Annotated in this window: 14 protein-coding genes, 1 tRNA gene and 1 other RNA gene; all 16 read right to left on the bottom strand. The window is 65.6% G+C overall.

The genetic code is table 11. The annotated features are described in order from the left end of the window. Positions 1-88: 88 nt before the first annotated feature. Positions 89-1927: a carbon starvation protein A gene (locus tag Q8T13_23010; GenBank protein MDP3720643.1), complete on the bottom strand. Its 1839-nt coding sequence runs from the start codon at positions 1925-1927 to the stop codon at positions 89-91. Positions 1928-2036: 109 nt separating this feature from the next. Further along, positions 2037-2585, bottom strand: coding sequence for a 3D domain-containing protein (locus tag Q8T13_23005; GenBank protein ID MDP3720642.1), 549 nt, complete (start codon positions 2583-2585; stop codon positions 2037-2039). A gap of 32 nt (positions 2586-2617) precedes the next feature. Beyond that, a complete protein-coding gene (thiL, locus tag Q8T13_23000) occupies positions 2618-3682 on the bottom strand; it encodes a thiamine-phosphate kinase (GenBank protein MDP3720641.1) in 1065 nt (354 codons plus the stop codon). A 159-nt stretch (positions 3683-3841) separates the two neighbouring features. Beyond that, a non-coding RNA gene (gene ssrS / locus Q8T13_22995) (6S RNA) lies at positions 3842-4026 on the bottom strand. Positions 4027-4139: 113 nt separating this feature from the next. Then, positions 4140-4436, bottom strand: a complete 297-nt coding sequence (locus Q8T13_22990) for a cell division protein ZapA (protein MDP3720640.1) — start codon at positions 4434-4436, stop codon at positions 4140-4142. 1 nt (position 4437) lies between these two features. Next, complete coding sequence (zapB, locus tag Q8T13_22985) at positions 4438-4710, bottom strand: cell division protein ZapB (GenBank protein MDP3720639.1); 273 nt, start codon at positions 4708-4710, stop codon at positions 4438-4440. 3 nt (positions 4711-4713) lie between these two features. Beyond that, on the bottom strand, positions 4714-6846 hold the full coding sequence (gene pheT, locus Q8T13_22980) for a phenylalanine--tRNA ligase subunit beta (protein ID MDP3720638.1): 2133 nt from the start codon (positions 6844-6846) through the stop codon (positions 4714-4716). After that, positions 6843-7934 (bottom strand): phenylalanine--tRNA ligase subunit alpha, encoded by a 1092-nt coding sequence (gene pheS / locus Q8T13_22975; protein ID MDP3720637.1) that lies wholly within the window; start codon positions 7932-7934, stop codon positions 6843-6845. Before pheS ends, pheT begins: the two co-directional genes overlap by 4 nt. A gap of 77 nt (positions 7935-8011) precedes the next feature. Next, positions 8012-8371: a 50S ribosomal protein L20 gene (rplT, locus tag Q8T13_22970; protein ID MDP3720636.1), complete on the bottom strand. Its 360-nt coding sequence runs from the start codon at positions 8369-8371 to the stop codon at positions 8012-8014. Between the two features lie 179 nt (positions 8372-8550). Further along, entirely contained in the window at positions 8551-8757 is a 207-nt protein-coding gene (gene rpmI, locus Q8T13_22965) for a 50S ribosomal protein L35 (protein MDP3720635.1), read from the bottom strand. A gap of 43 nt (positions 8758-8800) precedes the next feature. Further along, complete coding sequence (gene infC, locus Q8T13_22960) at positions 8801-9451, bottom strand: translation initiation factor IF-3 (protein ID MDP3720634.1); 651 nt, start codon at positions 9449-9451, stop codon at positions 8801-8803. A 28-nt stretch (positions 9452-9479) separates the two neighbouring features. Beyond that, positions 9480-11411: a threonine--tRNA ligase gene (gene thrS / locus Q8T13_22955; protein ID MDP3720633.1), complete on the bottom strand. Its 1932-nt coding sequence runs from the start codon at positions 11409-11411 to the stop codon at positions 9480-9482. Positions 11412-11638: 227 nt separating this feature from the next. After that, positions 11639-11715 (bottom strand) — tRNA-Val (locus tag Q8T13_22950). Between the two features lie 144 nt (positions 11716-11859). Then, positions 11860-12132, bottom strand: coding sequence for an HU family DNA-binding protein (locus Q8T13_22945; protein ID MDP3720632.1), 273 nt, complete (start codon positions 12130-12132; stop codon positions 11860-11862). Beyond that, a complete protein-coding gene (locus tag Q8T13_22940) occupies positions 12132-13301 on the bottom strand; it encodes a S41 family peptidase (GenBank protein ID MDP3720631.1) in 1170 nt (389 codons plus the stop codon). Before Q8T13_22940 ends, Q8T13_22945 begins: the two co-directional genes overlap by 1 nt. Next, positions 13298-14515: a peptidoglycan DD-metalloendopeptidase family protein gene (locus Q8T13_22935; protein ID MDP3720630.1), complete on the bottom strand. Its 1218-nt coding sequence runs from the start codon at positions 14513-14515 to the stop codon at positions 13298-13300. The genes Q8T13_22940 and Q8T13_22935 overlap by 4 nt, the downstream gene beginning before the upstream one ends. Positions 14516-14520: the final 5 nt, after the last annotated feature.

The following is a 14520-nucleotide window of genomic DNA, read 5'->3' as shown; positions in this document are numbered from 1 at the left end:
GGTGCCCGCCGATACGGGCTCGCCCTGGGGGAGGACGCGATGCCTGCTGGGAGAGCAGGCATCGCCAGAATAGCAGGTTTTGGCTGGGTTAGCCGTTGACCTCGGCCGTCGCCGGCACGGGACCGCCGTTCAGCACCGAGGCCCACTTCTGGGCAGCGGCGCCGAGGATCACGACCGCCAACCCCATCATCACCACGGTGCAGATGGTGAGAATCCACCCTTCGATGTTCCGGTCCACGTTGGCGCCGACCGCCAGCGGATAGTAGTTGTCGCGGACGTTCAGGAAGCCGCCATACATGGTGTTCACCGACAAGAACGACAGCGGCACCAGCGTCACCCACAGGTACTTTTGCCGTCCGGTGTTGACCATAATGCTGGTCGCGACTGCCAGCGCCACGGCCCCCAGCAATTGGTTGCCGACGGCGAACATGGGCCAGATCGTATTGATCTGCCCGGTGTAGATGAAATAGCCCCATGACAAGACCATGAGCAGCGTGGCGACCGCCCCGGCGGCCAGGTTGTTGGGATTCGCCATCGGCTTGTACACCCGCCCCATCAACTCCTGCAGCAGGAACCGGCCGACGCGCGTGCCCGAGTCGATCGTGGTCAGGATGAACAGCGCCTCGAACATGATCGCGAAGTGATACCAGTAGGCGATCATCGCGCCCATGCCGGGGAGCGACGAGAAGATCAGCGCCATGCCGACGGCCAGCGAGACGGCGCCGCCGGTGCGGCCGACGATGGTCTCGTTCACGGCGGCTTCCACCGCGGGCACGTGCACCGGCGAGAGTTGCTGGCCCTGGAAGATCAGGTTGGAGTAGACCTCGGGCGAGGTGTTGATGGCGAAGTAGTCGCCAGGAGCCATCGACGCGGCAGCGATCAGCGCCATGACGCCGACCACGCCTTCAATCAACATGGCCCCGTAGCCGACCGGACGAATGTCGGTTTCCTTGTCGATCATCTTCGGCGTGGTGCCGGAGCTAATCAGCGAGTGGAAGCCCGAGATGGCGCCGCACGCAATGGTGATGAAGCAGAACGGGAACAGCGGACCCGGGATGATGGGGCCGCCGCCACCCGCGAACTCGCTGAGCGCCGGCATCTTCAATTCGGGATTGACGATGATCACGCCGATGGCCAGCAGGAAGATGGTGCCGATCTTGGTGAACGAGCTGAGGTAGCCGCGGGGTGAGAGCAGCAGCCACACCGGCAGCATCGACGCGGCGAAGCCGTAGACGCCCAGGGCGACCACGATCTCGGTGCGCGACAGGTGGAACAGGCTCGCGAACCACGAATCGGACCGGCTAATGGGTTCGCCGGCCCACAACGCGACCAGCAGGCCAATCACGCCAAGGATGGTGGCTTCCTGGATCCTGCCCTTGCGCCACACATACATCCAGAAGCCCATGAACATGCCGAGCGGGATGGTCATGGCCACCGTGAACGTGCCCCACACGCTGTCGGCGAGGGCGTTCACGAACGCGACGCCCAGTCCGGCGAGCGCCACGATCAGAATGAAGATGATCGTGACCGCGGAGACCAGGCCGATGGTCGGGCTGATCTCCTGCTTGATGATGTCGGGCAGCGACTTGCCGCCGCGGCGGGTTGACGCCCACAGGATCATCGAATCGTGCACCGCGCCGGCAATACAGCACCCGGCCACCAGCCAGATGAAGCCGGGGGCATAGCCGAACTGCGCGGCCAGCATGGGGCCGACGAGCGGTCCCGCCCCGGTGATGGCGGCGAAGTGATGGCCAAACATCACCCACTTGGTAGTGGGGTAATAGTTCGCGCCATCGAACTTGGTATGGGCTGGAGTCTTGCGGGCGTCGTCCAGCATCCAGATCTTGGTGGCCAGAAACGCGCTGTAGTAGCGATACGCGATGGCAAAAATGCACAACGCGGGGAGCAACACATACAAGGCATGCATGGGGCGAGATAATATCAGCCTCCCGCGCGCGTGGAGCGTCAGAGATTGTAAATAGGTCGGTCAGATGCCCGACGCGGGTGCCAGGGTGCCAGGGTGCCAGGCCGCCGCTTCAGTCTTGCCGAGTGCCTTCTGGGGAGGGGATCGTGGGGGCCGGAGCGGCCGGAGCCGGGGCCTCGGCCGGCGCCACCGGGCGCTTCGACTCGGCCTCGCGTTTCCGGAACAGCGTATCCACCATACCTGGAATGCTATTCTGCGGGTTCCACCCGAGGCGCAGTACGGTCAGCCTGACCGGACGCCGGCCGAAGACCAGCGCCTCCTTGCAACTCCACAGATAGAGATCGACCGTACGTCCGCGGACCGCCGGACCGGTATCCATCACCGTCCAGACGCCGCTGTACCGGGGATTCGGCGTTTCGAGCCTCACGACGCTCCCGACCGGCAACAGCGCCGGGTCGGCCGCCGCTACGCCGGTTCTCACGCCCACGCCCGAGGCGGTCGTCTGGCCCTTACAGTACGCCGTGGCCGTGAACTCCATCCGCGAGCCGGCCTGTGGCAGCACCGTGGTTTCGACGATCGAGGTCTCGCTGGCGGCGGTCCGGGAATCGGGCGCGGTGGTTTGGTACAGAGACACGAATCCCGCCGCGACACCTAACGTCACGATCGCCTTCCGCCAGTTGGACTCAGCTATTCTCAAAGCGTTGTCTTTGCCCCGCTCCGCTCGGCCAGCGTCGTCTTTGCCTCGCTCCGCTCGGCGAAGTGTTCGTATCCACGGGGCAGCGGCTCGTCGCGGCCGCCCCGGTCAATCACCAACTCGCCCGGGTCCTTCAGCCACACACCAATCCGGGTCATCGCCGGGTTCGCCACGTGCCGCCGGACATTTCGCAGCCTGCCACCCTTCTTCGGGATGGCGAACAGCAGCTCGTAGTCCTCGCCGCCAGTGACCGCGGCGATCACCGGGTCAACGCCTCGAGCCTGCCACCAGGCCCCGGCGCCCGGTTCGATCGGGAGGGCGCCGGCGTCAATCCGCGCGCCACACCCGCTGGCAGCACCGATCTGGCGAATGCCATCGGCCAGGCCGTCACTCAAATCCATCGCCGCCCGCGCGGCCCGTCCCCGGCCGACCGCGACCCCAAGGCGGACTCTTGGCTCAGGTCTCCGCTGCCTTCCGATGCACGCCGGATCGACTCCCGACTCCCGACTCCCGACTCCCGGCGTGGCACTGCCGAGCATTTCCAGCCCCGCCCTGGCGCCCCCGAGGGTGCCGCTTACCCAAATCTCGTCGCCAGCTATCGCTCCGGTGCGCGTCAGCCACTTCCGGGAGGCCACCGTGCCGCCCACCGTGACGTCCACCACCAGGGGACCCGTGGTCCGGGTGATATTCCCGCCGACCACCGAAACACCGTGCTCCACGGCCAGGGCGGTCAGCCCATCCACTAATCCTTCAACGTCAGTAACCAGCCAATCGCCGGGTAACACCAACGACAGCAAGGCCCACTGCGGCGTCGCCGCCATGGCGGCCAGGTCGCTCAAGTTCACGGCCAGCGCCTTGTGGCCAATGTCGGCCGGCGAGAAGGCGCTCGAAAAATGCACGCCCTGGACGAGGGCGTCGGTGGTGACCACCAGACGTTCGTTCCGGACGGGCGCCAGTACGGCCGCGTCATCACCCGGCCCCACCAGCACCTGGGCCGACGGGCGGGGGAGACGTGCCAGCAGGCGCCCCAAGAGGGCGTGCTCGCCCAAGTCTGAAACGGTCACAACCAAACCGGGTCTTGGCTCAGGCGAACTCGGCTTGCTCCGGCCGGACTTGGTTTCGGCTCGTGAGCACTGCACCAGGCGAGCCGTAGGCCTGCGGATCTGCGAACTTGCCAGTTACGAGCTACAGCGGGCACGCCATCGGCGTGCCCCGGAGGTGCATTGAATCCCGCTTTGCCGTGTGGGGAGGATTGCTGAACCTGCATAGCAGGTGGAGTCGCTGTAATAACCACGTTTTAGGCTTCCTCTCCGCGGAGGCATGCACACCACATGGCTTCGCAACTCGCTTGGTTTAAAACATCGGCTCAGACAAGCCTCCGAAACCATCACGAGCAAAGCAGGAGATTCGATCTTAGGCTTCCCGGACCCGCGGGTCAAGCAAGCAGGCGAAAATAGGGCGAAAGACAGATAAACGAAAAAGAGGGCAGCGGCGGGAATGATTTTGAAGAAGAGGGAAGGGCTATTCGGCCAGGGAGAGAGCCTGGTCGACCATCTTCTCGATGGCCTCGGCCTTGGCCGCGAGGTTCCCGGAGCTGTTCAAGAGGGACGTCCGGGTCCGGAAGAACTCGTCAGTGATGTTGAGGGCCGCCAGCACGGCCAGGCCGACGGCGTCGCTCGAGGGCGAGGTCTTGGAGGCCAGCTCCATCCGCGACTCGACAAACGTCGCCAGCTGCTCGACATAGTGCGGGTCGAGCTCGGTCTTGATCGGGTACTTCTGCCCGTAGACCTCGACGTGAACCACCTTCGGCTCAGCCATGTCAGAGGTTCAGGCCGTCGAGCTGCTGCAGCATGTCGGTGACGCGGCTCTTGATGAGTTCACGTTCCTCGCGCAGCGTGGTGACTTCGGCCCCGGCGCTCTCGGCGGTGGAGATTCGCGCCTTGAGCGCCTCGATCTCGCTCTTGAGCTTGGCGTTGTCCTCGCCGGATCTCACCTGCTCGGCCTTGATGCGGACGATGGTGTTGACGAGCAGTTTGATCTTTTCTTCGAGCCGGTCGATCGATTCCAGTCCGGGGGTCGTCTTGGTCGCCATCCGTTACCTCTGAGTTGCCTGTAAGTCGCGCGTCAGCGCGTCGATGATGTGCTGCATGCCCGCCTGCACTTCCTCGTCGGTGAGCGTGCGCTCCGGCGACTGGAAGGTGAGGCGGAACGACAAGCTGACCTTGCCGTCGGGAATGCCCTTGCCCTGGTAGCGATCGAACTCGCGAATGTCGATCAACGTCCCCGGAGCAGCCGAACGAATGGTGCCACGAACCGTCCCGGCAGACAAGGCATCGTCCACCAGAATCGACACGTCGCGGACGACCCACGGGAAGCGCGGCAGCGCATTCGCGCGCAGCGTGCCGGCCGGCGCCTGGGCCGTCAGCAGGTCGAGGTTGATCTCGGCGACGTACACCTCGTCGCCAGTGGGCAAGTCGCGCCGGTCGGCGACCGACGGGGCGAGCAGGCCGACCACGCCGACGTGCTGGCCGTTGACCACGACCCCCGCCGCGCGGCCCTTCACCAGGTACGGCACATCGGTCTCGGCGAAGGCCGGCGTCACGAGGCTGACGGCCGCGAGCTGCTCGATCACGCCCTTGACGTCGAAGAAGTCCACCTCGCGGCGGGCACCGCTCCAGTGGTCGGCGGTGGCGAGCCCGGTCCACGCGAAGGCGGCGCCACGCGACTCGCCGCGGGGCGAGAAGCGGGTGCCGATCTCGAATAACTGCACGTCGCGGCGGCCGTGGCGGCGATTGTGGCTCACGGCGTCGATCAAGCCCGGCAGCAGGCTGGGCCGCATCACCGCGAACTTCTCAGAGAGGGGATTCGCCAGCGCGACCGGCGCTTCACGGCCGCCTGCCCCGAGCGTTGTCGAGGAGAGGAACGGCTCCGCCGCGACCGCTTCGATAAAGGCAAAGGTGATGGCCTCGGAATAGCCCATGCCGAGCAGCGCAGTGCGCACACGGCGATCCCGGACGATGCGCGGATCGGACGAGGCCGGCGCCTGCTGCACGCCCGGAAAGGTGCTGGGGAGGTGCTCGAAGCCGTGGTGACGTCCGACCTCTTCGATCAGATCCACCGGCCGCTTGATGTCCACCCGCCACGCCGGCGCGGTAATGCTCCAGCCCGCGTGTCCCGCCGACCCGTCCGCCGCAGCCTCGGCGGGGGTGGAAGCCTTGGCGGAGGCGGACCGAACGTCAAAGCCAAGCGACCGTAGGATTCTTTCCACGTTCGCGTCCGGCACGTCCATGCCCAGCAGGCCCGACACGCCGGCGCGCTCGAGGACCAGCGAGGTCGCGGGCTGCGGAGCGGGGTAGACGTCCTCAATCGTGCCGGCCGCCTTGCCGGCAGCGATTTGTTCGAGCAACTGGCAGGCGCGGGCCATGGCGCGCGCGGGCGCCGTGACGTCCATGCCGCGCTCGAAGCGCGTCGAGGCGTCGGTCTTGAGGCCCAGCGTCTTGCTGGTCTTGCGAACCGACGAGGGCGTGAAATGCGCGGCCTCGAACACGATGCGGGTGGTGGTTGCCGAGACTTCGGACTCGGCGCCGCCCATCACGCCGCCGATGGCCTGCGCGCGGGCCGTGTCAGCAATCACCAGCATGTCGGACGTGAGGGTCCGCTTCTTGCCGTCGAGCGTCGTGATCGACTCACCCGGCTTCGCGCGGCGGACGACAATGCCGGGACCGGCGAGCTTGTCGAGGTCGAACGCGTGCATCGGCTGTCCCAGTTCGAGCAGCACGTAGTTGGTGATGTCGACGACGTTGCTGATCGGGCGAATGCCGCAGGCCGAGAGCCGGTCCTGCAGCCACTGCGGGGACGGCCCGACGGTCACGTCGGCGATTGCGCCGACGTACCGTCCGCAGAGGTCCGGGGCTTCGATCGTGACAGGGATGGCGTCAGTGGACGTTCGGAGAGCGGGGGTTTCAGCCCCCGCTGGATGGCGACGGCTAAAGCCATCGCCCTCCGAACGAAGAGGGCGGTTGTACGCCGTCGCGATCTCGCGCGCGATGCCGATCATCGACAGGCAGTCAGGACGATTCGCGGTGACATCGAAGTCCATCACCACATCGTCACCATGTGGATCCAGGCCTTCGAGCGCGAGGCCGCGCACCGACATCAGCGTGCCGATGTCCTCGGCCGACTCGGGCACGTCGACGAACTCGCGGATCCAGGAGAGCAGGACCTTCATAGGCCGAACTGCTCCAGGAAGCGGAGGTCGTTCTCGTAGAACAGGCGGATGTCTTCGACGCCCCACTTGAGCAGCGCCACGCGCTCGACGCCCATGCCGAAGGCGAAGCCGGTCACTTCATTCGAGTCGTAGCCGACCGCTTCGAACACCGCGGGGTGCACCATGCCGCTGCCGAGAATCTCGATCCACCCGGTGCGCTTGCACATGGCGCAGCCCGAGCCTTTGCACTTGATGCACTGGATGTCGACTTCGGCGCTTGGTTCCGTGTAGGGAAAGAAGCTCGGCCGGAACCGCACGCCGGTGCCAGGGCCAAAGAGCGCTTCGGCCATGGCGGCGAGCGTGCCCTTGAGGTCCGCGAGCGTTACGCCCTTGCCGACTACGAGGCCTTCGACCTGGTGGAACATCGGCGTGTGCGTGAGGTCGAGCGCGTCTTTGCGGTACACGGGGCCGATCGCGACCAGTCGCACCGGTGGTGCGTTCATCTCCATGTGCCGGATCTGCATCGCGCTCGTGTGGGTACGCAGCAGCGTCAGTGGCTGGGGAGCAGACGTTCGGAGAGCGATGGCTTTAGCCGTCGCTTCCGGTATCAGCGGCGTCTGAAGGTAGAACGTGTCCTGCATGTCGCGCGCCGGGTGTTCCTCCGGCATGTTGAGCGCTTCGAAGTTGTGGTAATCGTCCTCGATTTCCGGCCCTTCAAGCACCTGGTAGCCGAGGCGCGTGAAGATGCCGCCGACTTCGTCGCGGATCAGGCTGAGCGGATGTCGATGGCCGAGGGTGGGCCGGCGGCCGGGCAGCGTGATGTCGACCGCGTTGGCGGGACGGCGGGTCGCGGCGAGCGCGGCTTCGCGCTCGGCGAGCGCGGCCTCGACCGCTTTCTTGAGCTCGTTGGCGCCCTTGCCAAGCGTCTTCTTCTGTTCAGGGGTCGCGGTCTTGAGCGCCTCCATGAAGGCGGCACTCCAACTGTGGTTGCGGCCGACCCAGCGCGTGCGCAGGGCCTGCAGTTCCGCGCCGGTCCGTACATCGGCCAGCTCGGCGCGGAAAAGTTCCCGCGCCCGATCTGGACCGATGGAGGTGTCGATGGTGCTCATGGAAGTAGCCAGTATCCAGAAGCCAGTATCCAGGCTGCCCGGGTCTTTCTGGCTACTGGCTACTGGCTACCGGCTACTTAAGCAGTTGTAGCTGTCTTGACCTGTTCGACGATCTTGGTAAAGGCGGCCGGTTCGCGCGCGGCCAGTTCGGCGAGGCTCTTGCGGTCGAGTTCAATACCAGCGGCCTTCAGGCCCTGCATGAACTTGCTGTACGAAAGACCGTTCTCGCGCGCTGCCGCATTGATGCGGATGATCCACAAGCCGCGGTAATCCCGCTTCTTGAGCTTGCGACCGGTGTACGCGTAGACGCCCGCTTTTTCGGACGCCTCCTTCATGAACTTGTAAAGCTTGCTCTTGTTCTGGAAATAGCCCTTGGTGAGCTTCGAGAGCTTCTTGCGCTTCTGACGACGTACGGTACCGCGTTTGACGCGAGGCATGACTGTCCTGCTGCGACTTTGGGGGCCGGTGGTTGACCGGACTTGAGCCAGAAGCGAAATGCCCTGGCGGGCGCTTGAAACGTCGCAGCGAAAATGCCCCAAACCGCTGCCGCGACGCGCCCAAACCGAGGACGCCGGGTTGATTTTCTCAATCCGGCGCCGAAAATCAACCCGGCGTCTTACTTGTACGGCAGCATCAGGTTGATCTTCCGGGCGTCGCCCGGCGTGACCACCTTCGAACCGCGCGCGTGACGCTTCGACTTCGTCGTCTTGCTCGTCAGGATGTGGCGCTTGAACGCCGCACTGCGCACGACCTTGCCCGTGCCCGTCTTCTTGAACCGCTTGGCCGCGCCGCGGTGGGTCTTCAACTTCTGCTTCTTCGCCATGATTCCTATTCCCGGTCCGGCTAAAGCCGGACACTACATTCCGCTACTCTTTTGCGGCCGGTTCGGCCACTACTACCTTGGCGGCCGTCTCGGCCGCGACTACATTGGCGGCCGTCTCGGCCGCGTCAGTCTTCTTGACGGCCGGCTTCGGCGCGCCCTTCTTGCCGGTCAGGATGGTGTGCATTTGATTGCCCTCCTGCCGCGGCATGGTTTCCGCCATCGCCACGTCTTCCAGGTCCTTGATGAGACGCATCAGGATCCGGTGGCCGATCTCCGGGTGCGCCATTTCGCGCCCACGGAAGAAAATCGTCGCCTTGACCTTGTCGCCGTCTTCAATGAAGCGCTCGATGTGGTGCTTCTTGAACTGGTAATCATGCTCGTCCACCTTGGGACGGAACTTGATTTCCTTGACCTCGATCACCTTCTGGTGCCGCTTCGCCTCGCGGGCGCGCTTCTGCTCCTGGTACTGATACTTGCCGTAGTCCATGATCCGGCAGACGGGCGGCACGGCCGTGGGGGAGATCTCCACCAGGTCGAGCCCCTTCTGCCGGGCAAGAATCAGGGCCTGGGGCGGCGGCATGATGCCCAGCTGCTGCCCCGCGTCGTCGATTACGCGAATTTCACGGACGCGAATCCGCTCGTTGATGCGGAGACGGTCGTCACGACGGGTCGGGCGAGATCTATCGAAGGCGATAAGCTTTTCCTCCAGGCGACAAAGATTACTAGGATAACGCTTTAGACCGGACCTCGGCAAGCGCGTCGGTCAGAAACTGGTCCACGGGACGGGCGCCCAGGTCCCCTTTGGCCTTACTGCGCACCGAAACGGCCCGATCGGCGGCCTCCCGGTCGCCAATTACCAGCATATACGGCACTTTTTGGAGCTGGGCCTCGCGGATCTTGTAGTTCAGCTTTTCGACCCGGTCGTCACACCAGACCTGGAAGCCGGCGCCCCTGAGCAGGGCGACCACCTCGTCGGCGAAGTCGTTGTGACGGTCGGCAATCGGCAGGACCACGACCTGGAGCGGCGCCAGCCACAGCGGGAAGGCCCCCGCGAAGTGCTCGATCAGGATGGCAATGAACCGCTCGAAGCTGCCGAAAATGGCGCGGTGAATCACCACCGGCCGGTGATCCTTGTTGTCGGCGCCGGTGTACTTCAGGTCGAACCGTTCGGGCGCGACGTAGTCGAGCTGGATCGTACCGCACTGCCACTTCCGGCCAATCGCATCCGTGATGTCGAAGTCGATCTTGGGGCCGTAGAACGCACCGTCGCCGGCGTTGATGGTGTACGGCTGGCCGGCCTTGTCCAGGGCTTCCTTGAGCGCGCCCTCGGCGCGATCCCACAGCTCGACTTCGCCGATGAACTTCTCGGGACGGGTCGACAGCTTCGCCGTGTACGCCAGGCCGAAGTCCTGGTAGATGCCCTGGATCAGACGCAGCAGCGCTTCCACTTCGGACGGGATCTGCGACTCCATCAGGAAGCAGTGCCCATCGTCCTGCGAGAACTGGCGGACGCGCGTCAGCCCGCCGAGCACGCCGGACGCTTCGTTGCGGTGCAGCGGCGTCTGCTCGTGGAAGCGGATGGGCATCTCCTTGTAGGAGTGCTTCTCGGTCGAGTACAGCAAGTAGTGCCCGGGGCAGTTCATCGCCTTCAGGCCCATCTCTTCGTCGTCGGCCGACTTCACCAGGAACATGTTCTCGCGGTAGTGCGACCAGTGCCCCGACAGTTCCCACAACGCCTTGTTATAGACGATCGGCGTCTTCACTTCCTGGTAGCCGGCGGGGAAGAGCTTGCCGCGCATGTAGTCTGCGAGCGTGTTGTAGAGCGTGGCGCCCTTGCCGGTCCAGAAGCCCGCGCCGGGCGCGAACGGATGGAAGGCGAACAGGCCGAGTTCCTTGCCCAGCTTGCGATGGTCGCGTTTCTTCGCTTCCTCAATGCGGGTCAGGTGCTCGTCGAGCTCCTTCTGCGTGAAGAAGGCGGTGCCGTAGACGCGCTGCATCGGCTGGTTCTGCGCATCGCCCTTCCAGTAGGCGTTGCTGGTCGTGGTCAGCTTGAAGGCCTTGAGGCGGCCCGTCGACGGGACGTGCGGACCGACGCAGAAGTCCAGGAACGTCTCTTTGTCCTTGATGGTGTAGACCGAAACGTCGGGCTGGCCGGCGGTCTTCTCGTCGATCAGCTGCACCTTGAGCGGCTCGCCGCGCCTGGTGAAGAAGTCGATGGCTTCTTGTCGTGGCCAGATCTGGCGTTCGTAGACCAGGTCCTGCGCCGCCAGCTCCTTCATCTTCGCTTCAATGGCTTCCAGGTCTTCCTGGACGAACGGCTTTTCGACCACGAAGTCGTAGAAGAACCCATCGTCAATGGGCGGACCGATGCCGCACTGGACCTTGGGGAAGAGGGCCGTCACCGCGGCCGCCAGCAGGTGGGCCGTGGAGTGGCGATAGAGTTCGAGCGCTTCCGGGCTCTTGTTGGTCACGATCCGGACCGGCGCATCGGCGGTGAGCGGATACGTCAGGTCCACCATCCGGTCGCCGACAAACGCCGCGAGGGCGGCTTCGGCCAGGCGTGGCGAGATCGCCTCGGCGACCGCCTTGACCGGCGCGCCGGACTCGACTTGTTTCGTCGACCCGTCCGGAAGTGTGACTGTGACTTGGTTCATGGGATTGATGTTGCCCTTCGACTCGCGTCGATCCGGCTTTCAGCCGGTTCGCCGCTCGCTCAGGACATTCGACGCACCAGATGGCCTGCCATGAGCGCGAGTTGCCCTTCGATTCGTGCCGACCCGGCTTTCAGCCGGCCCGCCACTCACTCAGGACATTCGACCCATCAATGGCCCGCCATGAGCGAACCTGCGGTTCGCCGTAGGCGGAACGCAGGTGAGTCGAATGGTAGGCGCGAATAGATTCGAACTATCGACCTCCTCCGTGTCAGGGAGGCGCTCTAACCAACTGAGCTACGCGCCTATCTCGTGCGAATTTCGGCCCACCCTTCGACTCCGCTCAGGGTGGCCCCGAGCGACCTACACTCTCTGAGTCGAGGGGCCAAAAGCCGACAAAAAAGTATAACAGAGCTTTGGTGTCAGAAGGCCGGCACTTTAGTGCCGGCTGTCAGTTGACGGCTTTTTTCAGCGCCTTGCCGGCGCTGAACCGAACGGCCTTGCGTTTGGGGATGCGGATGGCACCGCCCGTGAGGGGGTTGCGGCCCTTTCGGGCCTTGCGGACGGCGGTCTTGAAAGTGCCGAACCCGACAAAAGTGACCGCCTCGCCCTTCTTGAGCGCTTTCGTGACCGATGCCAAGAACACGGTCACGATGCGTGCCGCCTGCGCCTTGGTGGCGCCGGTGTCCTTGACGATCTTCGCGATCAGGTCCTGCTTGTTCATCAGGCCGCGGCCTTGACGGTCAGCGATGCAATCGCCTTGTCGAGCGTGGCGTCGGTGGCCGGCGCCGCCTGGCCGAACTCGATGTCGGGCTGCTCGACCGGCACATCGGGCGTGAGGCCCTTCTCGTGAATGGCCACGCTCGCGGGCGTGAGATATACGAGGTGGGTCAGCATCAGCGCGCCGCCGTCGGGCAGCCGTACCAGCTTCTGCCGCGCCGCGCGGCCAAAGGTGCGCTCGCCGACCAGGGTGGCGCGCTGGTTACCCGAGAGCGCCGCCGCGAAGACTTCGGCCGCACCCGAAGTGCCGTTGTCGGTCAACACCGCCGTGGTCACCGCGAGCGCGCCATCGCCGGTGGCCGCCGACACCGCGGCCTTTTCCTTGCCGCGATCCTGTTGGTAGCTGAGCACGCCGGTCTTGACGAACAAGCGCGCGGCCGCGACGCCGGCGTCGGTGTCGCCGAACGCCGAGCCACGCAGGTCAACGATCAGGCTCTTGGCGCCGGCCTTGGTCAGCGATGCCACCTCGGTCTTCATTTGATCCACGGTGGCCTTGCCGAACTCCGCGACGCGAAGATAGCCGACGCCCGGCGCGGCGATTCGGGACTTCACCGGCGCCGCCGGCAAGTTCTCGCGCGTCAACTCCACGTCGTGCGGCTCGGCGGCGTTGCCGCGCAACACCGTGAGGCGAACCGTGGTGCCGGCCTTGCCGCGCAGCAGGCGCATGCCCTCGTGCACCGAGGTGTCGCGCGTGGACTGGCCGTCGATGGCGCGGATGTAGTCGCCGGTCATGAGGCCGGCCCGGGCCGCGGGTGAGCCATCGCGGGAGGCGATGACCCGGAGATAGTACTGCCGGGTGATCTCGAGGCCGGTGTGAGCCGCGGCGCCCGCATCACCCTGGTCGAGCACCTTCACCTGCGCCGGGTCGAGGTAGGCGCTGTCGGCATCCAGGCCATCGGCCAGTCCGTGCATGGCGCCGTGCATCACCTTGTCGATGTTCACTTCCTCGACGTAGTTGTTGGCGATCAACGACACCACATCTTCGAAGGTGCGCAGGTACTGATAGCTGTCTTCGCGAGCCAGGGCGCTGTTGCCCAGGAAGCCGCCGACGACGGCGAATGCGATCACCGGCACCGACACCGCCAGCACGAGAACCCGGCCGCGAATCTTCATCTAGTAGATCTCCTCAGCCATTGTAGGGGATCGACCGGGCGTCCGTCGATCCGCACTTCGAAGTACAGCGCCGCCGCTCCGGCCGGCGCGAGCCCGACCCGGCCGACTATCTCCCCGGCCTTCAGCACGGTTCCCTCGGACACCATGGCCTCGGACAGGTGACCGTAGAGCGTGAAGGCCGAGCCGCCATGATCGACGATGACCAGCACGCCAAAGCCGGCAAACGGCGCCGCGTAGGCCACCCGGCCCTCGTGGACGGCGGTGGCGACGGTGCCCTCCGGAGCGGCCACGTCGATACCATTTCGGACGATGGCCGTCCCGAAACGGCCGGAGGTCGACCGTCCGAACCGCGACACCACGGGACCGGTCACCGGCCACGGCAGGTCGCCCTGGAACGGGCGAATCGGCAGGGCAGCAGTGGCCGAGGTGGCGTCGGCCGTGGCGAGCGTCCGTTCGATCTGCCGCTGCGCCGCCTGCAGTTCGCCGACGAACTGCGCCGCCAGGTCGCGCTGCTGATCGAGACTGTCGATCAGCCGGTTGCGGGCCGCCACCGCCGCATCGAGCGTGGCGCGCGTGCGCTGCGCCGCGCTCCGCGACTGCTCGACGGCGGCGCGTTCCTTCTCGACCGTGGCCAGCGCCGCGCGTTCAGCCACGACGGTCCGGCGGTGGGTTTCGAGGCGGACCCGGTCGAGCTCGGCCACCGCCGCGACACCGCGGCTCAGCCGGCCAAAGGCGCGAGGATCGTCGGAGGCGAGCAACAGCTGGAGGTAGCCGCCGCGCCCGCGTTTCGAAATTTCGATCAGCCGTTCGCTGACGCCGGGGGTTTGCGCGAGGCGCGTGGCCTCGAGGCCCTTCAACCGCGCCGCGGCTTGTGCGTGGGTGGCCGACACCCGGGTCAGGTCAGCCTCGGCGCGCGCGACCTCCTCGCGCGCGATCTCGCGCTCGAGCTCGAGCCGCCGCAACTCGCCGAACACGGTGCGGGACTGCGCCGCCAGCCGGTCCGCCTCCGCCTGCAGCGATCGGATCCGCGCCGCCGCGCGCGCGCGCACCTCATCGGCCGGCGACTGCGCGAATAGTCCGGCTTCCGCCTCGGCCAAGGCTACGGCGGACAAGAAAGCCGGACGCCACATTGTCGTCTCGCCGTCGTGCATGTAGCGTCCGCCTTCAGGCGGACCTATCAACACGAGCACGAGAACAGCGGCCAGTCTTCGCACGTTGG

It is taken from the genome of Acidobacteriota bacterium, assembly GCA_030697165.1.
GTDB lineage: Bacteria > Acidobacteriota > Vicinamibacteria > Vicinamibacterales > UBA2999 > 12-FULL-67-14b.
The sequence above is the reverse complement of the archived record's forward strand: the minus strand, read 5'-3'. Positions and strand labels throughout refer to the sequence as shown.